Raw genomic sequence first — 22068 nt, forward strand, 5'->3', positions numbered from 1 at the left:
AAATCGGCGTTTATAGGCGATGAAATGAACAAACCCTCCTACTTTATCGATCTCAGCCTGCTTAAAACACATCCCGCTTTTCGCGCCGTGTTTATTGCTCGCTTTATCTCCATTGTTTCGCTCGGCATGCTAGCCGTTGCCGTTCCGGTACAAATTCAACAACTCACCCATTCGCCGCTGTTGGTCGGGTTATCCGTCACGTTGGCAGGCGCGGGAATGTTTATCGGCCTGCTTACCGGTGGCGTATTAGCCGATCGCTATGAACGTCGTCGTCTTATTCTGTTTGCCCGCTCCACCTGCGGCTTGGGTTTTGTCGCGCTGTGCATTAATGCGCTGCTGCCTGAACCTTCGGTAATCGCGGTCTTTGCGCTGGGATTGTGGGACGGCTTTTTTGGCGCGATTGGCGTAACGGCGCTGCTGGCCGCCACGCCCGCGCTGGTAGGCCGTGAAAACATCATGAAAGCGGGCGCGATTACTATGTTAACAGTGCGCTTTGGCTCGATTCTTTCGCCAGCCATTGCAGGATTAGTGATTGCCCACGGCAGCGTCGCCTGGAATTATGGGTTAGCCGCTTTCGGTACGCTGCTGACGGTGTTAACGCTGTTGAGATTACCGGCGTTATCTCCGCCGCCACAGCCGCGAGAACATCCCCTTAAAGCCTTAGCCACTGGCGTGCAATTTCTGTTTGCCAGCCCGATTGTCGGCATGGTTGCGCTGATTGGTGCGTTGGTCACGTTAGCCAGCGCGGTACGGGTGCTTTATCCATCGTTGGCAACGCATTGGCAGGTTGACCTTGATCAGCTCGGGCTGATGTATGCCGCCGTGCCGCTCGGCGCTGCCGTAGGCGCGCTGACCAGCGGGCGACTGACCCATTCGCCGCGTCCGGGTCTCTTAGTATTAGCCAGCGCGATTGCAGCCTTTATCGCCCTCGGCTTGTTTAGCCTGATGCCACGCTTTGAATTGGGGTTGGTTTGTTTGGTGGCGTTTGGCTACTTCAGCGCGATTAACAGCCTGGTACAGTACGCGATGATCCAAACCTTGACGCCGGATGCGCTGTTAGGTCGCATTAATAGCTTGTGGACGGCGCAGAACGTCACAGGCGATGCAATAGGCGCTGCCATCATTGGTTCAATGGGTTCTTTGCTGCTGCCGCAACAGGCGGCAAGCCTGTTTGGTTTTGCTGCCGCGCTGTTGGGTGTGCTGATGTGGTTGGTAATGGGACAGTTGCGACGTTATCAACCGCCAGCGCCAAAGCTGGCGGAACAAAGCTTATGATTTAACAAACAGCTGCTCAAGACGCGTCAGCAGGTTGCTGGCGCTGTAATAATCGAGGCGAAACGTGTCCAGACCTAGCGCATAGACCTGCTTTTTTCTACCGCAGGCGTTTGCTTCAGGAACGGATTATTCATCACCGCATGGGCGGTTTTATCCTCGGCGGCAAACAGCATGTAACTGTTGCCGTTTAGGCCAGCCGCCAGGTTTTCACCCGATAACTGAATAATGTCTTTGCGCTGCCCCATGCTGTGCCCTTGCTGAATATTGACCGGCGGCGTCGCCAGCGTGAAACCCAACTGTTGCAGCAACTTGCCCTGCGCAGATTCAGCAGTCCACAGATTTACCGCGCGCCCATCTCCGTTCCACACCATGGCAGAAACAGGTTGTGGTGGCAGCGTTAATTTACTTTTCAGCGCGTTTTCATGATCGTCAAAAGCTTTGACGCGCGCCGCTGCCTGGGCTTCGTGCCCGGTCGCTTCACCCAAAACGCTCACCAGCTGCTGCCAGCTTTTATCGTCATAATTCACCACCAACACCGGCGCGATGGCTGAAAGCTGATCAACCAGCTTGATGGCTGAATCATTGCCTGTTGCACTGACGACGATCAGATCAGGCGCTTCAGCGGCGATCGCTTCTGCATTTGGTTCGCCAATGTATAAACGTTTTACCCCGCGCTGTTTTGCGACATCGCCCCACTGACGAAAGAAACCTTGTGCATCAGCGAGTCGACTATTAGGTGCTGTCGCGCCGCTGGCGATCACTGGTGCATCAATCGCCAATAAAGAACCGGTGAGCGTGACGCTGGTGGAAACAATGCGCGTGGGCGCCTGCTGCAAAGTGATACTGTTTTTGGCGCCCTGCACCGTGCGCGGCCAGCCATTTTCAGCGTGAGCAACGCCACTGAGAACCAGCATGCTGGCGAAAAAGAGGGCGATCATCGCCCAAAAATCCCGTTTATACATAAGATCCAATCCACCTTTAGCTGTGACAAAAACCCTGCTCAATATGCTGATTTAGCATGAAAACGCAGTCGAAACCCCGCGAATTTATTGACACTCCAAACTAATCAACGTAGCTTACAGAGCCACAATACAAATGATAATCATTATTAATTATCTTATCATTTATAGGTGAAAATTATGGTGGAAACGTTGACGTTTGAAAATCCCTTGTTGCAGGATTTCTCGGCGCTGTGTCGTGGCTTTCTGTTTACTTCCCCGTGGCGCAGTCTGACAACCCAAGGCTGTTTCACTACCATTACCACGCCGGTAAAAGATGGCGCGGCGTTGGGCGGGGATTTTCAACAACAATTGCAGCAGCACTTTGCATCTGCAAGAAAACAGGGCATTGCGAATCCGATTCTGGTGGGCGCAATCCCGTTTGACGTCAATCAGCCTTCTGCGCTGTTTATTCCTGAGTCTTATCAAACCTTCAATCGTGCAGATTTAAACGTGCCGCAAACGGCGCCCGAAGAGACGTTGCCGCACGTGCGCCGTCGTACTGCGGTGCCGGATCACGACGCTTTTACTTCGATGGTGGCGCAAGCTGTTGCGGCAACGCAGCGCGGCGATCTGGATAAAGTGGTGCTGTCGCGCTTGATGGATATCGCTACCGAACAGCCCGTTGATACGGCGGCGTTGATGCAACGTATTGTCGCGCAAAACCCTAACAGCTATCACTTCCACCTGCCGCTGCCGGAAGGCGGCGCGTTAGTCGGCGCGAGCCCGGAATTGATGCTGCGTAAACAGGGCCGCGATTTCAGCTCTTGTCCGCTGGCGGGTTCTGCCCGCCGTGAGAATGATAGCCAACGCGACCGCGCCGCTGGCGAAACCTTGATGAACTCTGATAAAGATCGTCATGAACACAAGTTAGTGACCGATGCGATGCGCGAAACGCTGCAACCGCGTAGCCGTTTGCTTTCAGTGCCCACTGTTCCCTCATTAATCACCACATCGACCTTATGGCACCTTGCCACGCAGATTGATGGCGAAGTGCTGGATGAGCAGGAAAATGCGTTGTCGCTGGCGTGCCTGCTGCATCCAACCCCGGCTTTAAGTGGCTTCCCGCACCAGCGCGCTCAGCGCCTGATTCAGGCATTGGAGCCGTTCGAACGCCAGCTGTTTGGCGGTATCGTCGGTTGGTGTGACGATCAAGGCAACGGTGAGTGGGTTGTCACGATTCGTTGCGGCACGGTTAAAGGTGCACGCGTTCAACTTTTGCTGGCGCAGGTATTGTTGCCGATTCACAACCTGAATCAGAATGGCGTGAAACTGGCGTTAAACTCGATACCATGCTTCGCGCATTTGGACTGCAATAAAGGGTATTCCATGACAATTTCATACAGCCGCTGGCCTGAAGATCTCGCCGCGCGCTACCGCGAAAAAGGTTACTGGCTTGATGTGCCGATGACCGACATTCTGGCACGACATAAAAACAGCGATGCCGTGGCAGTAATTGATGGCGATCGTCAGTTCAGCTATCGTCAGCTCGCTGAACTCAGCGATAACCTGGCTGCTGCGCTGCAAAGACGCGGCCTAAAAAATGGTGATACTGCGCTGGTTCAACTCGGCAACGTGGCGGAGTTTTACCTGACACTGTTTGCCCTGTTTAAAATTGGCGTTGCGCCCGTGAATGCGCTGTTCAGTCATCAACGCACCGAACTCAGCGCCTACGCCAGCCAGATCGAACCGAAACTGTTGATTGCCGATCGCAGCCACGCGCTGTTCGCTGATGACCGCTTTATTGAACAGCTTTGCCGTGAACACGCTTCACTGCAACAGGTTATTCTGCGCAATGATACTCAACCGGAAAACACCCTGGAATCCTTGCTGGCAGAAGCGGCAGGTGAATTCAACGCGACGCCAACAGCGGGCGATGAAGTGGCATTTTTCCAGCTCTCCGGCGGCAGTACCGGTACGCCAAAGCTGATTCCACGTACCCATAACGACTACTACTACAGCATCCGCGACAGCAATGTGATTTGCCACGTTACGGCAGAAACGCGTTATCTGATCGCCCTGCCCGCTGCACATAATTTTCCAATGAGTTCGCCGGGCGCGCTTGGCGTATTTGACGCAGGCGGGCAAGTAATTTTAGCGGCCGACCCCAGCGCGACGCTCTGCTTCCCGTTGATCGAAAAGCATCAAATCACTGACACCGGTTTAGTACCGCCCGCGGTGAGTCTGTGGTTACAGGCCATCCAGGAATGGGGAACCAACAAGCCGTTGGCATCTCTGCAACGCATTCAGGTTGGCGGTGCCAAGCTAGGCGAAACCTTAGCCGCGCGCATTCAGTCTGAGATTGGCTGCAAGCTGCAACAGGTGTTTGGCATGGCCGAAGGCTTAGTCAACTACACCCGACTGGACGATGATGAGAAAACCATTCTCACCACTCAAGGCCGCCCGATCTCTCCTGATGATGAAGTCTGGGTGGCTGATGAGAACGGTAATCCGCTGCCCGTTGGCGCAGTTGGCCGCCTGATGACGCGTGGCCCTTATACCTTCCGCGGCTACTACAACAGCCCGGAACACAATGCCGCCAGCTTTGATGAAAATGGATTTTATTGCTCCGGCGATCTGATCGAAATGACGCCAGACGGCAACATTATTGTCCAGGGGCGTGAAAAAGATCAGATCAACCGTGGCGGCGAAAAAATCGCGGCGGAAGAGATAGAGAACTTGCTGCAACGCCATCCAGATGTGATCCATGCGGCGTTGGTTTCAATGAACGATGAGCTGATGGGCGAGAAAAGCTGTGCCTTTATTGTCGCCAGCCAACCGATCAAACCGGTGGTGCTGCGTCGCCACCTGCGTGAGCTGGGCGTTGCCGAATTTAAACTGCCCGATCGTATTACCTGCGTAGATGCCCTGCCGCTGACCCCCGTCGGCAAGGTGGACAAAAAACGTCTGCGCCAACAACTTGCTGATCAACAAGCGCAAGCCTGATTTGTTCTGGAGATTTTAATGGCTATTCCAAAATTGACCTCATATTCGTTGCCAACTGCCACCGAGTTGCCAAACAACAAAGTGAAATGGACGCTGGAGCCTCAGCGCGCAGCTTTACTGATTCACGATATGCAGGCCTATTTCCTTAACTTCTGGGGCGAAAACAGCCCGCTCGTCAATCAAGTGGTCGAGAACATCGCCCGACTGCGCCGCTACTGTAAAGCGCAGGGTATTCCGGTGTTTTATACCGCGCAGCCCAATGAGCAAAGCGATGAAGATCGCGCCCTGCTCAATGATATGTGGGGACCGGGACTGAACAAGCATCCCGATCAGCAGAAAATCGTTGAGGCGCTAGCCCCGGATGCAGATGACCATGTGCTGACGAAGTGGCGTTACAGCGCTTTTCATCGTTCGCCACTGGAAGCAACGCTGAAAGAGATGGGCCGTGATCAGTTGATCATCACGGGTGTCTACGCGCACATTGGCTGCCTGACGACCGCAACGGATGCCTTTATGCGTAATATTCAGCCCTTTATGGTGGCGGATGCGCTGGCAGATTTTACCCGCGACGAACACATGATGGCGCTGACTTATACAGCAGGCCGCAGCGGAAAAGTGGTCATGACCGCCGACCTAATGCCGTTGCCGCTCAGTAAAGATGATCTGCGTGCGCTGATCCTGCCGCTGCTGGAAGATGATGACGTGCCAGAAGATGGCGAAAACCTGATCGATTACGGTCTGGATTCAGTGCGCGTAATGTCGCTGGCGGCACGCTGGCGTCAGGTTCATAGCGATATTGATTTTGTCAGCCTGGCAAAAAATCCGAGCATAGATGGCTGGTGGGCGCTGCTTTCACGGGAGCCAGCGTAATGAATAACACGTTTGATTTCAGCGGGAAGATTGTGTGGGTAACCGGTGCCGGACAAGGGATTGGTTATCATACTGCGTTGGCTTTTCATCAAGCTGGGGCGAAGGTAGAAGCATTCGATCTGCGTTTTCATGAGCATGATTATCCGTTTCCTTGCCACACCATGGATGTCGCCAACCCTGACCAGGTGAAAACAGTTTGCCAGCGTGTTCTGACCGCGCAGCCGCGTATTGATGTGTTGGTCAATGCAGCGGGAATTTTACGCGTTGGTGCAACCGATGAACTGACCTTCGCTGACTGGCAAGCGTGCCTGGCGGTGAATGCTGGCGGCGCATTTAACCTGTTCCAGCAAACCTTGCCGGTGTTCCGTGAACAACGTGCGGGCGCTATTGTCACCATTGCCTCTAACGCAGCACATGCGCCGCGCATCGGTATGTCTGCTTACGGCGCATCGAAAGCTGCGCTACGCAGCCTGTGTTTAACCGTTGGGCTAGAAATGGCGCCATACGGTGTGCGTTGTAATATCGTTTCGCCAGGATCGACCGATACCGATATGCAGCGCAGCCTGTGGCACACGCCAACCGGCGAGCAGGAGATGATTGAGGGCTTCCCGGAACAATTCAAGCTGGGTATTCCGTTGCGTAAAATCGCTAAGCCACAAGAAGTTGCGGCTAACGTGCTATTCCTCGCCTCTGATCTGGCCAGCCATGTGGTGCTGCAAGATATTGTGGTCGACGGCGGCGCAACGTTAGGAGCGTAATGCATGGCAGCGATCTGGAAACGATCCATCGGTTTAGACGCATTGAATGCGCTGGGTGAAAATTCACTGGTGGCGCATGTGGGGATCGTTTTCACCGTGATCGGTGATGACTATCTCGAGGCCACCATGCCAGTAGACGCGCGTACTCATCAACCTTTTGGTCTGTTACACGGCGGTGCGTCTGTGGTATTGGCTGAATCAATGGGGTCGATTGCGGGGTACATGTGCGTGGATGAAGGCAGCAGCGTCGTGGGCGTTGAAGTCAATGCCAGCCATCATCGTGCGGTTTCCAGCGGCGAGGTGCGCGGCATTTGTCGTCCACTGCATTTGGGTTCGCGTAGTCAGGTATGGCAGATTGAAATTCGTAACAAGCGGGATCAATTGTGCTGTAGCGCGCGGCTCAGTGTGGCGGTACTAGGATAAAACGAAACTTGCCCCGATGGGGCAAGTTTTGATGAGACGTAAATGCTTAACGCTGGTAGACAGTTTCGACGCCTTCGTCGTCTTCTTCATCCCAGTCGTCCCACTCTTCGTCATCTTCTTCTTCAACCGTATTCTCAATGGTTTCACGGTGGTAATCATCCCACATGAACTCCACTTTCTCCGGTTGTTTCTCTTCGACATCGGCTTCTTTTGGATTGGCGTTGATGAAGCTCATCACGTCCCAACACAAATCAGTAACGCCATTGCGGCTGGCGGCAGAGATCAGGTAATACTTATCTTCCCACCCCAGCGCTTCAGCAATCGCTTTAGCACGGGACTGCGCCTCTTCTTCGCTCAGCAGGTCAGTTTTGTTGAACACTAACCAGCGTGGCTTGTTGAAGAGCTTTTCGCTGTATTTTTCCAGCTCACCAAGAATAATGCGCGCGTTTTCAACCGGATCGGTTTCATCGATTGGCGCTATATCGATCAGATGCAGTAATACGCGGCAGCGCTCGAGGTGCTTCAGGAAGCGAATGCCTAAGCCTGCGCCTTCCGCTGCGCCTTCGATCAGACCCGGGATATCAGCGACCACGAAACTCTGCTCGCTATCCATACGCACGACGCCAAGGCTTGGTACCAGCGTAGTAAACGGATAATCCGCAACTTTAGGTTTAGCGGCAGAAACAGCACGGATAAATGTCGATTTACCGGCATTCGGTAAGCCAAGCATACCGACGTCTGCCAGCAGCATCAGCTCCAGCTGCAAGTCGCGCTTCTCACCAGGCGTACCCATGGTTTTTTGGCGTGGACTGCGGTTTACCGAGGATTTGAAGCGGGTATTGCCTAAACCGTGCCAGCCACCTTTGCCGACCATCAGCTTCTGCTCATGGCGCGTCATGTCGCCCAGCGTTTCACCGGTGCCTTGGTCAATCACTCGCGTCCCCACTGGGACTTTAATAACGATATCTTTGCCGCGTTTACCGGTACAGTCACGGCTTTGGCCGTTCTGTCCACGTTCTGCGCGGAAGGATTTTTCGAAGCGATAGTCGATCAGCGTGTTCAGGTTTTCATCAGCGAGCAGATAAACATCACCGCCATCGCCACCATCACCGCCGTCTGGACCCCCTTTCGGGATATATTTTTCGCGGCGGAAGCTGACGCAACCATTACCGCCATCGCCTGCAACAACCAAAATTGTTGCTTCATCAACAAACTTCATTTTCTCTCTCCGTCACACAATCGTCTGCAACACAGCTGCAAACGGGTCCGCCAGGGTCTTCTGCGCTGACCAGCGGCGGATAAATCAGGATTGGCTTTCGCCAGTGCGTACATAAAGTGTACAGCAAACTTTTGTGATGCGTCGCCTTTAAGGCAACCAAGCGCAGAATGTAAAAAGCCCCGCATGAGTTGCGGGGCCTTCAATTCGTGCGTTCAGACGTTAAACGTCTGCGTCACGACAACCTTACTCAGCAACGATGCTGATGTATTTACGGTTGTTCGGACCTTTGATTTCGAATTGTACTTTGCCGTCTGCGGTAGCAAACAGGGTATGGTCACGACCACAACCTACGTTGGTACCTGCGTGGAATTTGGTTCCACGTTGACGAACGATGATGCTACCTGCCAGAACAGATTCACCACCGAAACGCTTAACACCCAGACGTTTTGCATTGGAGTCACGACCATTTCGAGTCGAGCCACCAGCCTTTTTATGTGCCATTTCTCAGATCTCCTGTTAGGCAGTGATGCCAGTGATTTTCACGTCAGTGAACCACTGACGGTGGCCTTGCTGCTTACGGTAGTGCTTACGACGACGAAACTTAACGATCTTAATTTTCTCGCCACGACCATGAGCAACGATTTCAGCCTTGATAACACCGCCTGAAACCAGTGGCGCGCCGATTTTCACGTCTTCGCCATTTGCAATCATCAGAACCTGGTCAAACTCAATGGTTTCACCGGTTGCGATGTCCAGCTTTTCCAGGCGAACGGTCTGACCTTCGCTTACTCGGTGTTGTTTACCACCACTTTGGAAAACCGCGTACATATAAAACTCCGCTTCTGCGCTTGCCTTTTTAGTTGATCAGGCGGCGCGCTAAATATTCACAATAGGGCGCGAATTCTACGCAAAACTCCAGGAGAAGACAAGAGCACTTTGCACTCTCTTGCAGAAAAAAACACAGGCTGAACGCAAACGTTTATCAACCTGAAAATTCAAGTACAATCAGTAACAGATAACCTGAACGCTGGCTGGGTAAAAGCAATTACCATGGCAGAGAAACGAGTCATAGCTGAAAAGACGAATGAACTTAGAACAGATAAATGAATTAACCGCGCAGGATATGGCTGCCGTTAACCAGACCATCCTCGACCAGCTCGATTCAGATGTCTCGCTCATCAATCAGCTGGGATATTACATCATCAGTGGCGGCGGAAAGCGCATCCGTCCGATGATTGCCGTGCTTTCCGCTCGCGCAATGGGCTATCAGGGTGACCTGCATGTGACCAATGCGGCGCTGATCGAATTTATCCATACCGCCACGCTGTTGCATGATGATGTGGTGGATGAATCCGATATGCGCCGTGGCAAAGCGACAGCGAATGCTGCATTCGGTAATGCAGCAAGCGTGCTGGTAGGCGATTTTATTTACACTCGCGCCTTTCAGATGATGACCAGCATGGGCTCGCTGCGCATACTGGCATTGATGTCTGAAGCGGTGAATGTGATTGCAGAAGGTGAAGTCTTACAGTTGATGAACGTCAACGATCCCGACATCACCGAAGAGAGTTACATGCGCGTGATTTACAGTAAAACCGCGCGCCTGTTCGAAGCTGCATCTCAGGCATCCGCGATTCTTGCTGAAGCCACACCTGCAGAGGAAAAAGCGTTGCAGGATTATGGCCGTTTTCTTGGTACCGCTTTCCAGTTAATTGATGATTTACTGGATTACAGTGCCGACGGTGAAACGCTAGGCAAAAACACAGGCGACGATCTCAGCGAAGGCAAGCCAACTCTGCCACTGCTTCATGCCATGCAGCACGGCACGCCGGAACAGGCGAAGATGATCCGCGAAGCGATTGAGCAAGGCAACGGACGTCATTTGCTGGAGCCGGTGCTAGAAGCAATGCATCAATGCGGTTCATTAGAATGGACGCGCTCGCGCGCAGAGCAAGAAGCGGATAAAGCGATTGCTGCGTTGAAAATCCTGCCGGAAACACCGTGGCGTCGCGCGCTGGAATCGCTCGCGCACATGTCAGTACAACGCGATTTCTAATCCTCACGGAGCCTTAAACGGCTCCGTTTCTTTGATTTCCCCCTTCTTCTGTCTGGCTTACATCTTTTGCAAGGCTTTTGCGCCAGGCCGCGCAGTTCTATGCGTTCGATCCGAATATTACTGGAACTTAATGGAAATTATTTGCTATAAAGACCCAGAACTTTCCAGTTATAATATTCAAAGAGAATGAGGATCGCCCTCAGGGTGACGCATTAACAAGGACAAGGAGAACAGGTTTATGCAAAAAGGAATGAAGACTGGCACCCCGCCGACATTATCGCGGCACTACGTAAACGTGGTACGACTTTAGCCGCGCTTTCCCGCGAAGCAGGGTTGAGTTCATCAACGTTGGCAAATGCGTTATCGCGCCCTTGGCCCAAAGGCGAATGGCTGATCGCGGATGCGATCAAGGTCCATCCAGCAGAAATTTGGCCAAGTCGCTATTACGATCCCATCACCCAATGTTTATTGGATCGGAAAAACGTATCCGGCCCTTGGCCGATAGCGCAGCACTAAAAGCCGAATCGGACTCAGAATAGATTGTTGGATAGTGCACAAAAAAACCAGCCGCGGAAACCGAGGCTGGCTTGTTCAACCAAAGCTTTAGACGTGCTTATTCGCCACTGACGCGCTCAATATCCGCACCCATCGCTTTCAGTTTGTCTTCAATGTGTTCGTAGCCGCGATCGATGTGATAAATACGATCAACAAACGTCGTGCCTTCAGCAATACAGCCTGCCAGCACCAGGCTTGCAGAAGCACGCAAATCGGTGGCCATAACCTGCGCACCCGATAACGTCTCTACACCATGACAAATCGCCGTGTTGCTTTCTATCTCGGCATGACCGCCCATACGAATCAATTCTGGGATATGCATAAAGCGGTTTTCAAAAATGGTTTCGGTAATAACACCGGTACCTTCTGCAACCATGTTCAACAACGTGAACTGTGCCTGCATATCGGTTGGGAAACCTGGATGTGGCGCGGTACGCACGTTAACCGCTTTCGGGCGGTTGCCATGCATGTCGAGACTGATCCAGTCTTCACCGATTTCGATATCGGCACCAGCATCACGCAATTTCGCTAACACCGCATCCAGGGTGTCAGGTTTCGTGTTACGGCACAGTACCTTCCCGCCAGAGATGGCCGCTGCTACCAGGAACGTACCGGTTTCAATACGATCGGGCAGAACACGGTAAACACCGCCACCTAAGCGTTCAACACCTTCGATGGTAATTTTATCACTGCCCGCTCCGCTGATTTTTGCGCCCAGCGTGTTCAGGAAGTTCGCGGTATCGACGATTTCCGGCTCGCGAGCGGCATTTTCAATCACGGTGGTACCGGTTGCCAATGTTGCAGCACTCATGATGGTCACGGTTGCGCCAACGCTGACTTTATCCATGACAATAAGCGCGCCTTTCAGGCGGCCATTCACAGAGGCTTTAACATAGCCCTCTTCCAGCTTAATCTCTGCACCCAGTTGCTCAAGACCGGTAATGTGCAAATCAACCGGACGCGCGCCAATTGCGCAGCCGCCTGGCAGTGAAACCTGTCCTTGACCAAAACGTGCAACCAGTGGGCCAAGCGCCCAGATAGAAGCACGCATGGTTTTAACCAAATCGTAAGGCGCACAGAAAATATCAACTGCACTGGCGTCGACGTGTACGGAACCGTTGCGCTCAACCTTTGCACCCAGCTGGGTCAGCAGCTTCATGGTGGTATCAATGTCCCGCAGCTTTGGCACATTTTGAATTTCAACCGGCTCTTCAGCCAACAACGCGGCAAACAGGATAGGCAGCGCGGCATTCTTTGCCCCAGAGATGGTTACTTCACCACTTAAGCGGGTGGGGCCTTGCACACGAAATTTGTCCATTAACACGGCTCTCAATTAACTAGCTAAAGATTGGGCTCGCCAGTGGCGAGCTCGCCACGCTGACGGCTCAGAAACCGTTGAGTTTACGGTCACGTGCCCATTCAGCGGGAGTATAGGTTTTGATGGAGACAGCATGGATGCGATTATCCGCAATATATTCCATCAGCGGCGCGTAGACAGCCTGCTGTTTCTTTACGCGGCTAAGATCGCCAAACAGCTCGCCCACCGCGATAACCTGGAAGTGGCTGCCATCATTGCTCATCACATGGACTTCGTCCAAAGGCAGTGCTTGCATTAGCACAGCCTGAATTTCACTGTTTTCCATTGCTTTTAACTTCACTTGATAATAATAAGGATGACATCTTAGAGGAAAGCGCCTGACTCTTAAATACGCAAAAGCCCCTGTACAAAACAGGGGCTTAGCTTAACAGAAGGAAATCAGGCGTTTTTATCCGCAGAAACAATAATCTGCTGCAGATTGTAAAGGGTAATCAAAGATTGCAGTTTATCGCTGATCCCACTGAAACATGGCGTGATGCCTTGAGCGCGGGCAATTTCTCGTAGATGCACCAATAAAGCTAATCCTGCTGTATCTACGCGCTCCAGCGCGGCAACATTGATGGTTTGAACATCCTTGATCAATGTATCTCGCTGCTGCCATAGGGACAGCAACGTATCGCGATCAAGCTCGCCGCTGAGCAACAGCGTGCTGGCATCACGCTGCCAGCGAAGTGATTCGCCCATTGTTACTGTTTATCCAGCGTGATCGGCTGAGCAGCAGAACGCTTCAGTTGCGCCGTCAGACCGTCAATACCTTTGGTGCGCAGCAGATCGCTCCATTCATTTTGCTTAGTCGTAATCATGCTAACGCCTTCAGCAATCATATCGTAAGCCTGCCAGTTTCCTGTTTGGCTATTTTTACGCCACTGGAAATCCAGGCGAACCGGTGGGCGGCCATTAGGATCAATAATCGACACACGGATCGCCACGATATTAGTATCGCCAATCGGCTGCTCTGGTTGAATTTGATAGGATTGGCCGTTATACAACGCCAGCGCCTGACCATAAGCCTGCGCCAGATAATCACCAAATGCACTGAAATAGGCTTCACGCTGCGCCGGAGTCGAATCACGGTAGTAGCGACCCAGCACTAATGCGCCTGCATATTTAATCTGCACATACGGCAGAAGCTCCTGACGTACGATTTCACGTAAATAATTGGGGTCCTGCTTGATCTTCGGCTGCTCTACTTTCAAGCGCGTAAAGGTTTTCTGCGCCGCCTCATTCATCATTTTATAAGGATTGCTCTGATCGGCGGCATTCGCTGCTAACGGTGTTACCACCAACATGGCAATCATCAGTAAACGTTTAAACATCGTGTGTGACCTCTTTCTTAAGGTTGAACCGGTGCCGCAGCAGCATTGGTACTGCCCTGCGCATCCTTATTATCGTTATTGTCTTTATTATCGCCGCTCTTATACAGGAATTGACCGATCAGGTCCTCCAGCACCAGCGCCGACTTAGTATCGCGTAACGTGTCGCCATCTTTCAGCATCGCCGAGCCCAGCTCGGGATCGTCAAACCCTAGATTTAACGACAGAAATTGCTCACCCAACAAGCCTTGCGTACGAATCGCCAGTGAACTGGTATCGGAGATTTTATCCGCGTACTGGTCGCTGATATCCATGGTGACACGCGGCAGCAGCGTTTTCGGTTCAAGAGAAATATCTGTAACGCGACCAATAACCACGCCACCCACTTTGACGGGTGAGCTGACTTTCAAGCCACCAATGTTGTCGAAGGTCGCGAACAGCTTCCATGTGGGATCGGTCCCCATAGATTTAAGATCTGCTACGCGCAGGCAGAGAAATAGCATGGCCAGTAACGCCATGATCATGAATACGCCAACCCAGATTTCGCTTTTTTTGCTTTGCATTGCATCAATTCCCAAACATCAGTGCTGTCAGCACAAAATCCAAACCGAGCACCGCCAGTGAAGCGTGCACTACGGTGCGCGTCGTCGCGCGACTGATTCCTTCAGAAGTCGGAATCGCATCATATCCATTAAATAAGGCAATCCAGGTTACCGTCACGGCAAACACGGCGCTTTTAATGATGCAGTTGACCACGTCGGTACGAAAGTCGACGGCGTTCTGCATCGCAGACCAGAAGAAACCCGGATCGATGCCTTTCCAGCTCACGCCAACCAAGGCACCACCCGCGATTCCCACCGCCGTAAAAATTAGCGCTAACAACGGCATACTGATAAAGCCGGCCCAGAAACGCGGTGAAACCACGCGACGTAACGGGTCTACCGCCATCATTTCCATGCTGGAGAGCTGTTCTGTGGCTTTCATTAACCCGATTTCAGCGGTCAATGCTGAACCCGCACGACCGGCAAAGAGCAACGCGGTAACCACCGGCCCCAGTTCACGCAGCAGCGACAAAGCCACCAGCATGCCGAGGCTGGTTTCTGCACCGTACGTAGTGAGCACCAGATATCCTTGCAGCCCAAGGACCATGCCGATGAATAAGCCGGAAACCACGATAATGAGCAATGACAGGACGCCGACGCTATAAAGCTGCTTTATCAGCAGCGGCGCGTGTTTGCGAAACGCTGGCTTACCCACCAGTGCGTGAAACAGCATTAAGCCTGCGCGGCCAAAGCTGGCACAGGTTTCAATTCCCTGACGTCCAAATGACGCCAGTGCCTTCAATAGCATCAGCTTAAATTCTCCCTGAGCCGGTTAAATCGGCAAGATAATCGCCGGCCGGAAAACGAAATGGGACAGGTCCATCCGCAATCCCATCAATAAACTGGCGCACGCGTGGGTCGGGATTTGCCCGCAGGTCCGGCGTGCTACCCTGTGCAATAATTTTTTGTCCTGCCACGATATAAGCGTAATCCGCAATACTTAACACTTCTGGCACATCATGCGACACGACAATGCAGGTCAGACCTAAGGCGTGATTCAATTCATCGATCAATTTAACCAGCACGCCCATAGTGATGGGATCCTGGCCGACAAAAGGTTCGTCAAACATGATTAATTCAGGTTCAAGCGCAATTGCACGCGCCAAGGCCACGCGACGTGCCATACCGCCAGAAAGCTCGGCGGGTTTCAGCTGGGCCGCGCCGCGCAAACCCACCGCTTCTAGCTTCATTAGCACCGTGCTGTGTAGCAGAGCCGGCGGCAATTGGGTATGTTCACGCAGCGGCCAGGCCACGTTTTCATAGACGGTAAGATCGGTGAACAACGCGCCAGACTGAAACAACATGCTCATTTTTTTACGCGCTTCGTACAATTTAGCGCGTGAAAGCGTGGGGATATTTTCGCCACGGAACCAGATTTCTCCGCCATCAGGCTGAAGCTGGCCGCCAATCAAGCGTAGCAACGTAGTTTTACCTATCCCCGATGGTCCCATTATCGCCGTCACCTTACCTTTCGGCACCGTGAGCGAAATGTCATCAAAGATTTTGCGATCTCCGCGCGAAAAACTCACGCCACGAACCTCTACCAGATTCGTTTGCTGCTGGATCATTCTTACCTCTTATGCAGATCGGGCGTAAACATGGGGTACGATGGTAGCCTGTTCAACCTTGTTGCACGATAGCTTTACAGAAACTTACCGCTAAGATTTAGCGAAAACGGGCATAAAATTTACTTTTGTCGTTTAGGCGGTCAAAATCAGCGCCTGTTTCAGCACACAGAATCTTAAATCAGTCGGACAAGGCGTGCCGACCCCGATTTACACGCAAGGATTTTTAATGTTCGTAGCTACCGCACTGCTGATTATCGGTCTGCTTTTACTGGCTTATGGTGCCGATCGTCTGGTGTTTAGCGCCTCGATTCTCTGCCGCTCATTTGGCATACCACCGTTGATTATAGGCATGACGGTGGTCGGCATGGGTACGTCGTTGCCAGAAATCATTCTCTCCTTCTCAGCGGCGCAGCATGGTCAAATGGATCTCGCTGTTGGCACCGCGCTGGGCTCGAACATTACTAATATATTGCTGATCTTGGGAGGAGCGGCTTTACTGCACCCGCTGACTGTCCATTCAAATCTGATTCGCCGCGAACTGCCGCTAATGCTGCTGGTCTCATTACTGAGCGGTATTATGCTGTTTGATAATCATCTTAGTCGACTTGATGGTCTGGGATTGATTGCCATTGCCGCCCTCTATTTGATCGTGGTGATCCGCATTGCTCGTAAAGCCGAACTTAATAACAATGACACGTTAACGCGTGAACAATTGGCTGAACTGCCACGCGAAGAGGGCAATAACACGGTGGCCTTTCTCTGGCTGGCCGTTGCGCTGATTATTTTACCGATGTCGACACGTATGGTGATCGATAACGCCACGGTATTTGCAGACTATTTTGGCGTCAGTGAACTCGTCATGGGCTTGACGATAATTGCAGTCGGCACCAGTTTGCCAGAGCTGGCCACCGTCATCGCAGGTGCGCTGAAAGGTGAAGATGATATCGCTATCGGTAATCTGATCGGTGCCAACATTTATAATATTGCCATTGTGCTGGGCCTGCCGGCACTGATGCATCCTGGCAGCGTAGATTATCACGCCTTCGCACGTGATTATTGGGTCATGCTCGGCGTAAGCGCCCTCTTTGCCCTGCTTTGCTTACTGCGCCGCCGCCGTATAGGCCGCACCGCAGGCACACTTTTACTCTGTGGGTTCATCGTCTGGGTTACGCTGCTGTGGTTACAGCCGGCGTTTATAGACGGATAAAAAGGACAGATTTGCCATGTCACATCAGCAATCGATCGGTGATTTTGATTTCCAGCAAGCAGGAAAAGCGGTGCTGCGCATTGAGCGTGAAGGACTGGAACAACTCGACCAATATATCAATGAGGATTTCGCGCGTGCTTGCGCCATGATTTTCGCCTGTAAAGGCAAAGTTGTGGTCATGGGAATGGGCAAATCGGGTCATATCGGTAAAAAGATGGCAGCAACGTTTGCCAGCACCGGTACCCCGGCATTTTTTGTTCATCCTGGCGAAGCCAGTCATGGCGATCTTGGCATGGTGAGCAGCAATGATGTTGTCATTGCCATTTCAAACAGCGGTGAGTCTAACGAAATTCTGGCGTTGATCCCGGTGATCAAGCGTCAAAAAATTAAACTCATTTGCATGACTAGCCGCGCTGAAAGCGCCATGGGACGCGTGGCGGATGTGCATTTATGTATCAAGGTGCCGCAGGAAGCTTGTCCGCTCGGCCTTGCGCCCACCACCAGTACTACCGCCACCCTGGTCATGGGTGATGCATTAGCCGTTGCGCTATTAGAAGCACGCGGTTTCACGCCTGAAGATTTCGCCCTTTCACATCCAGGCGGCGCGTTGGGTCGCAAACTGCTGCTGCATGTCAGTGATATTATGCACAGCGGTGATGAAATGCCGCATGTCACGCACGACGCTTCTCTGCGTGATGCGCTGCTGGAAATTACACGTAAAAACCTCGGGTTAACCGTTATCGTTAACGATCTGATGAAAATTGAAGGCATCTTTACCGATGGTGATTTACGCCGCATCTTCGACATGGGCATCGATTTCCAGCGGGCAACCATTGCAGAAGTAATGACGCGTGGCGGCATTCGCGTTCGCCCTAATGTCCTGGCGGTGGATGCCTTGAATTTGATGCAAACCAAAAACATCACCGCGCTACTGGTGGCCGATGACGATCGTCTGCTCGGTGTGGTACATATGCATGACATGCTGCGCGCAGGCGTGGTCTGAACAGGAAAAGAGAATGCCGTTAGAAAGTGCCACCGTTGAAACGTGTTACGGACCGGTTAGTGCCGCTGTAATGGCGCGCGCCAGTAAGATTCGTTTGCTGATTTGTGATGTTGATGGCGTGATGTCAGATGGCGTCATTTACATGGGAAATAACGGTGAAGAGCTGAAGGCTTTCAATGTCCGCGACGGTTACGGCATTCGCTGCCTGCTGACCTCCGATGTAGAAGTGGCTATTATAACCGGCCGCAACGCTCGACTGATGGAAGATCGCTGCAAAACCCTCGGCATACGTCATCTTTATCAGGGCCAGTCGGATAAGCTTTTGGCCTATCGTGAACTTCTGGATAAACTGTCTCTTTCTGATGAACAGGTTGCCTACATCGGTGACGATCTCATCGACTGGCCGGTTATGGCCAAAGTAGGTCTGAGTGTTGCCGTTGCAGATGCACATCCTGTTTTACTGCCACGCGCCAATTACGTGACGCGTATCGCCGGTGGACGCGGTGCGGTACGTGAATTATGCGATCTGATCTTAATGGCGCAAGATAAATTTGAGGATGCCAAAGGGCAATCGGTATGAGTAAAAGCAGGCGTTGGATAACGCTGATTCTGACTTTGATTGCACTGGTTCTTATCGGCTGGAATCTGACTAATCAGGACGACACTAGCGCGCCCGTTGCTAACGATCAGGCGCCAACTTACACCAGCGCAGACTCCAATACGGTGGTGTATAACCCGCAAGGTGCCCTGACGTACAAGCTGGTTTCAGACAAGGTGACCTACTTTTCAGTCGATGAGTTGAGCTGGTTCGATAATCCAGTGATGACCACTTACGATGAAAACAAAGTGCCAACCTGGTCGGTACGCGCAGATAAAGCAAAGCTGACCAAAGATCGTATGCTTTATCTGTATGGACATGTTGAGCTCACTACGCTGACGCAGGATTCTCAGCTTCAGCGTATCAAAACTGACAATGCTCAAGTGAACCTTGTCAGTCAGGACGTGACGTCTGACGACCAGGTAACGCTCTATGGCCGCAGCTTTAACTCTACCGGCATGAAAATGCGCGGTAATTTACGGACAAAAAACGCCGAGTTAATCGAAAAGGTCAAAACTTCTTATGAAATTCAAAATGAACAAAAACAGCCTTAAGTATTTACTGGCCAGCGTGCTGCTTGCGACCAGTGTTCCAGCGCTGGCCTTGACCGGTGACTCGGATAAACCCGTGAATATCGATTCGCAGAACCAGGCGCTGGATCTGCAAGGCAACGTGGCCACCTTTACCGGCAATGTTATCGTGACGCAAGGCTCGATCAAAATCACTGCGGACAAAGTGGTGGTTACGCGTCCTGGCGGCGACAGCAAGAAAACCATTGTTGATGCTTACGGTAACCCCGCCACTTTCTATCAAATGCAGGACAGCGGCAAACCGGTTCAGGGCCATGCCTCAAAATTGCATTACGAACTGGCCAACGATTTTGTTGAGTTGACTGGCAATGCGTACATCGAACAGCAAGACAGCAACATCAAAGGCGATCGCATAACGTATCTGGTTAAAGAACAAAAAATGCAGGCGTACAGTCAGGGTCAAAGTAAACGAGTGACCACCGTGCTGGTGCCATCGCAGTTGCAAGATAAGCAAGGTTCGTCCAACAGCGGAAAAAGAGTAACTGATAGCTATGGCCACATTAATCGCAGAAAATCTGGCGAAGGCATATAAAGGCCGTCGCGTGGTAGAAGACGTTAGTCTGCAAGTGAAGTCCGGCGAGATTGTCGGCCTGCTGGGTCCCAATGGTGCGGGCAAGACCACGACTTTTTATATGGTCGTGGGCATTGTGCCGCGCGATGCGGGCCGCATTATCATTGATGATGAAGATATCAGTATCCTGCCGCTGCATGCGCGCGCGTCGTGGCATCGGGTATCTTCCTCAGGAAGCGTCCATTTTTCGCCGCCTGAGCGTGTTCGACAATCTCATGGCGGTGTTACAGATCCGTGATGATCTGACTGAAGAGCAACGTCAGGATCGTGCTAACGAGCTGATGGAAGAGTTCCACATCGAACACCTGCGTGACAGCATGGGACAGGCATTGTCTGGGGGTGAACGTCGTCGCGTCGAAATTGCGCGTGCCCTGGCCGCAAATCCAAAATTTATTCTGTTAGATGAACCGTTTGCCGGTGTTGACCCCATCTCAGTTATCGACATCAAAAAGATCATTGAACACTTGCGTGATAGCGGCCTTGGCGTGCTAATCACCGACCACAACGTTCGTGAAACGCTGGCGGTATGTGAACGCGCCTATATCGTGAGCCAAGGTCACTTGATTGCCCACGGCACGCCTACAGAAATTCTTGCAGATGAGCAAGTTAAGCGGGTTTATTTGGGCGAAGAGTTCAGACTCTGATAAGGTGTCGCTAACACTGACGTTTGCTGAGGAAAATCAATCCTGTCTATGAAGCAAGGTTTACAACTCAGGCTCAGCCAACAGCTGGCGATGACACCACAGCTGCAACAGGCCATTCGTCTGCTGCAGCTTTCAACGCTTGAACTTCAGCAAGAGCTACAACTCGCGCTGGAAAGTAATCCGCTGCTTGAACAAACCGATCTGCACGACGAAGTTGATTCCCGCGAATATCAAGAAGCCGAAGCGCTGGATACACGTGAAGCGTTAGAGCAGAAAGATATGCCGGAAGAGCTGCCGCTTGATGCAACCTGGGACGAGATTTATACCGCAGGCACGCCTTCAGGCACCGGAACCGATTATCAAGATGATGAATTGCCTATTTATCAAGGCGAAACAACACAATCATTGCAAGATTATTTGATGTGGCAGGTGGGATTAACACCTTTTACCGATAACGATCGCGCGATTGCGACCTCCATTGTCGATGCCATCGATGATACCGGGTATCTTACCGTTTCGCTTGAAGAGATCCTCGACAGCATCGGCAATGAAGAGCTTGAGCTTGATGAGGTTGAGGCCGTATTAAAACGTATCCAACGTTTTGATCCCATCGGCGTTGGCGCTCGTGACTTGCGTGATTGCTTACTGGTGCAGCTTTCACAATATGCTCCTGATACGCTGATGCTGGCAGAAGCGCGACTGATCGTTAGCAACCACCTCGACTTATTGGCTAATCACGATTTCCGCAGTCTGATGCGCGTAACGCGTTTAAAAGAAGATGTGTTGAAAGAGGCCATGCAGCTGATCCAATCACTGGATCCGCGTCCTGGCCAATCGGTGAATACCGGCGAACCTGAGTATGTGATTCCCGACGTGCTGGTACGTAAAGTCGGCACACGCTGGACAGTGGATCTCAACGCTGACAGCGTGCCACGTTTAAAGATCAACCAGCAATATGCTGCGATGGGGGTTCATCGCGCAACGACAGCGATAATCAATTTATTCGTAGTAATTTGCAGGAAGCAAAGTGGCTAATTAAAAGCCTGGAAAGCCGCAACGATACGTTGCTAAAAGTGACTCGTTGTATTGTTGAACAACAACACGCTTTTTTTGAACAAGGCGAAGAGTTTATGCGTCCAATGGTATTGGCAGATATTGCGCAAGCCGTTGAAATGCATGAATCGACAATTTCCCGCGTTACCACGCAAAAATATTTACATAGCCCGCGTGGCATCTTTGAATTGAAGTATTTTTTCTCCAGTCACGTGAATACCGAAGGTGGCGGCGAAGCATCGTCTACTGCGATTCGTGCATTGGTCAAAAAATTAATTTCGGCGGAAAATCCTGCCAAGCCCTTGAGCGACAGTAAGCTCACCTCCATGTTATCTGAACAAGGGATCATGGTGGCGCGTCGAACCGTCGCTAAGTACCGCGAGTCTTTATCCATCCCGCCATCGAACCAGCGTAAACAGCTGGTTTGACAGAAATGAGAAG

General features: G+C 51.9%; 22 protein-coding genes and 4 pseudogenes. 15 read left to right on the forward strand and 11 right to left on the reverse strand.

Translation table 11 applies throughout. The features are described 5' to 3' along the window. The first annotated feature begins 24 nt into the window (after positions 1-24). A complete protein-coding gene (entS, locus tag KQP84_RS19730; RefSeq protein ID WP_215847803.1) occupies positions 25-1275 on the forward strand; it encodes an enterobactin transporter EntS in 1251 nt (416 codons plus the stop codon). Here the strand turns inward: entS and fepB are convergent. Then, positions 1270-2237: pseudogene (gene fepB, locus KQP84_RS19735) on the reverse strand (Fe2+-enterobactin ABC transporter substrate-binding protein). The gene entS and the pseudogene fepB overlap by 6 nt on opposite strands. Before the next feature lie 177 nt (positions 2238-2414). On the opposite strand from fepB, the pseudogene KQP84_RS19740 reads away from it, so the two are divergent. The 5 genes and pseudogenes from KQP84_RS19740 (at position 2415) to KQP84_RS19760 (ending at position 7270) form a co-directional block, all read left to right on the forward strand. Beyond that, positions 2415-3592: pseudogene (locus KQP84_RS19740) on the forward strand (isochorismate synthase). Positions 3593-3602: 10 nt separating this feature from the next. Next, positions 3603-5219 (forward strand): (2,3-dihydroxybenzoyl)adenylate synthase, encoded by a 1617-nt coding sequence (locus KQP84_RS19745; RefSeq protein ID WP_215847804.1) that lies wholly within the window; start codon positions 3603-3605, stop codon positions 5217-5219. An 18-nt stretch (positions 5220-5237) separates the two neighbouring features. Then, a complete protein-coding gene (locus KQP84_RS19750) occupies positions 5238-6089 on the forward strand; it encodes an isochorismatase (RefSeq protein ID WP_215847805.1) in 852 nt (283 codons plus the stop codon). Continuing rightward, on the forward strand, positions 6089-6847 hold the full coding sequence (dhbA, locus tag KQP84_RS19755) for a 2,3-dihydro-2,3-dihydroxybenzoate dehydrogenase (protein WP_215847806.1): 759 nt from the start codon (positions 6089-6091) through the stop codon (positions 6845-6847). Before KQP84_RS19750 ends, dhbA begins: the two co-directional genes overlap by 1 nt. 3 nt (positions 6848-6850) lie before the next feature. Then, positions 6851-7270: a hotdog fold thioesterase gene (locus tag KQP84_RS19760; RefSeq protein ID WP_215847807.1), complete on the forward strand. Its 420-nt coding sequence runs from the start codon at positions 6851-6853 to the stop codon at positions 7268-7270. Positions 7271-7316: 46 nt separating this feature from the next. Here the strand turns inward: KQP84_RS19760 and cgtA are convergent, their stop codons facing one another. The 3 genes from cgtA to rplU all read right to left on the reverse strand — a co-directional run bounded on the left by cgtA (position 7317) and on the right by rplU (position 9317). Continuing rightward, positions 7317-8489, reverse strand: coding sequence for an Obg family GTPase CgtA (gene cgtA, locus KQP84_RS19765; protein WP_215847808.1), 1173 nt, complete (start codon positions 8487-8489; stop codon positions 7317-7319). A 243-nt stretch (positions 8490-8732) separates the two neighbouring features. After that, positions 8733-8990, reverse strand: coding sequence for a 50S ribosomal protein L27 (gene rpmA, locus KQP84_RS19770; protein ID WP_031592019.1), 258 nt, complete (start codon positions 8988-8990; stop codon positions 8733-8735). Positions 8991-9005: 15 nt separating this feature from the next. Beyond that, a complete protein-coding gene (gene rplU / locus KQP84_RS19775) occupies positions 9006-9317 on the reverse strand; it encodes a 50S ribosomal protein L21 (protein WP_193405201.1) in 312 nt (103 codons plus the stop codon). Positions 9318-9573: 256 nt separating this feature from the next. Here rplU and ispB point away from each other — a divergent pair, with 256 nt between their 5' ends. After that, positions 9574-10545, forward strand: coding sequence for an octaprenyl diphosphate synthase (ispB, locus tag KQP84_RS19780; RefSeq protein ID WP_215847809.1), 972 nt, complete (start codon positions 9574-9576; stop codon positions 10543-10545). Positions 10546-10818: 273 nt separating this feature from the next. Beyond that, a complete protein-coding gene (locus KQP84_RS19785; protein ID WP_215848350.1) occupies positions 10819-11061 on the forward strand; it encodes a helix-turn-helix domain-containing protein in 243 nt (80 codons plus the stop codon). 97 nt (positions 11062-11158) lie between these two features. On the opposite strand, the gene murA is transcribed toward KQP84_RS19785, so the two are convergent. From murA to mlaF, 7 genes are all read right to left on the reverse strand, one after another. After that, a complete protein-coding gene (murA, locus tag KQP84_RS19790; protein WP_215847810.1) occupies positions 11159-12418 on the reverse strand; it encodes a UDP-N-acetylglucosamine 1-carboxyvinyltransferase in 1260 nt (419 codons plus the stop codon). A 67-nt stretch (positions 12419-12485) separates the two neighbouring features. Then, positions 12486-12743 carry a BolA family iron metabolism protein IbaG gene (gene ibaG / locus KQP84_RS19795; RefSeq protein ID WP_215847811.1) on the reverse strand — a complete coding sequence of 86 codons (258 nt, stop codon included), beginning with the start codon at positions 12741-12743 and terminating at the stop codon, positions 12486-12488. Between the two features lie 113 nt (positions 12744-12856). After that, positions 12857-13162 (reverse strand): lipid asymmetry maintenance protein MlaB, encoded by a 306-nt coding sequence (gene mlaB, locus KQP84_RS19800; RefSeq protein WP_215847812.1) that lies wholly within the window; start codon positions 13160-13162, stop codon positions 12857-12859. 2 nt (positions 13163-13164) lie between these two features. Continuing rightward, on the reverse strand, positions 13165-13794 hold the full coding sequence (mlaC, locus tag KQP84_RS19805; RefSeq protein ID WP_215847813.1) for a phospholipid-binding protein MlaC: 630 nt from the start codon (positions 13792-13794) through the stop codon (positions 13165-13167). Between the two features lie 17 nt (positions 13795-13811). Next, entirely contained in the window at positions 13812-14354 is a 543-nt protein-coding gene (gene mlaD / locus KQP84_RS19810) for an outer membrane lipid asymmetry maintenance protein MlaD (RefSeq protein WP_215847814.1), read from the reverse strand. A gap of 4 nt (positions 14355-14358) precedes the next feature. Further along, positions 14359-15141, reverse strand: a complete 783-nt coding sequence (mlaE, locus tag KQP84_RS19815; protein ID WP_215847815.1) for a lipid asymmetry maintenance ABC transporter permease subunit MlaE — start codon at positions 15139-15141, stop codon at positions 14359-14361. A 4-nt stretch (positions 15142-15145) separates the two neighbouring features. Next, positions 15146-15961 carry a phospholipid ABC transporter ATP-binding protein MlaF gene (gene mlaF, locus KQP84_RS19820; protein WP_215847816.1) on the reverse strand — a complete coding sequence of 272 codons (816 nt, stop codon included), beginning with the start codon at positions 15959-15961 and terminating at the stop codon, positions 15146-15148. A gap of 226 nt (positions 15962-16187) precedes the next feature. Between mlaF and KQP84_RS19825 the strand changes: the two genes are divergently transcribed. From KQP84_RS19825 to rpoN, 7 genes and pseudogenes are all read left to right on the forward strand, one after another. Beyond that, on the forward strand, positions 16188-17168 hold the full coding sequence (locus tag KQP84_RS19825; RefSeq protein WP_215847817.1) for a calcium/sodium antiporter: 981 nt from the start codon (positions 16188-16190) through the stop codon (positions 17166-17168). A 16-nt stretch (positions 17169-17184) separates the two neighbouring features. Next, on the forward strand, positions 17185-18171 hold the full coding sequence (kdsD, locus tag KQP84_RS19830; protein WP_215847818.1) for an arabinose-5-phosphate isomerase KdsD: 987 nt from the start codon (positions 17185-17187) through the stop codon (positions 18169-18171). A 13-nt stretch (positions 18172-18184) separates the two neighbouring features. Continuing rightward, on the forward strand, positions 18185-18751 hold the full coding sequence (gene kdsC / locus KQP84_RS19835) for a 3-deoxy-manno-octulosonate-8-phosphatase KdsC (protein WP_215847819.1): 567 nt from the start codon (positions 18185-18187) through the stop codon (positions 18749-18751). Then, on the forward strand, positions 18748-19323 hold the full coding sequence (lptC, locus tag KQP84_RS19840; RefSeq protein WP_215847820.1) for an LPS export ABC transporter periplasmic protein LptC: 576 nt from the start codon (positions 18748-18750) through the stop codon (positions 19321-19323). The genes kdsC and lptC overlap by 4 nt, the downstream gene beginning before the upstream one ends. After that, positions 19292-19891 carry a lipopolysaccharide ABC transporter substrate-binding protein LptA gene (gene lptA, locus KQP84_RS19845; RefSeq protein WP_215847821.1) on the forward strand — a complete coding sequence of 200 codons (600 nt, stop codon included), beginning with the start codon at positions 19292-19294 and terminating at the stop codon, positions 19889-19891. The genes lptC and lptA overlap by 32 nt, the downstream gene beginning before the upstream one ends. Next, positions 19851-20574 (forward strand): annotated as a pseudogene (gene lptB, locus KQP84_RS19850) (LPS export ABC transporter ATP-binding protein). Before lptA ends, lptB begins: the two are co-directional and overlap by 41 nt. Positions 20575-20622: 48 nt before the next feature. Beyond that, positions 20623-22055, forward strand: a pseudogene (gene rpoN, locus KQP84_RS19855) (RNA polymerase factor sigma-54). Positions 22056-22068 lie beyond the last annotated feature (13 nt).

The organism is Candidatus Pantoea bituminis, assembly GCF_018842675.1.
Lineage (GTDB): Bacteria > Pseudomonadota > Gammaproteobacteria > Enterobacterales > Enterobacteriaceae > Pantoea > Pantoea phytostimulans.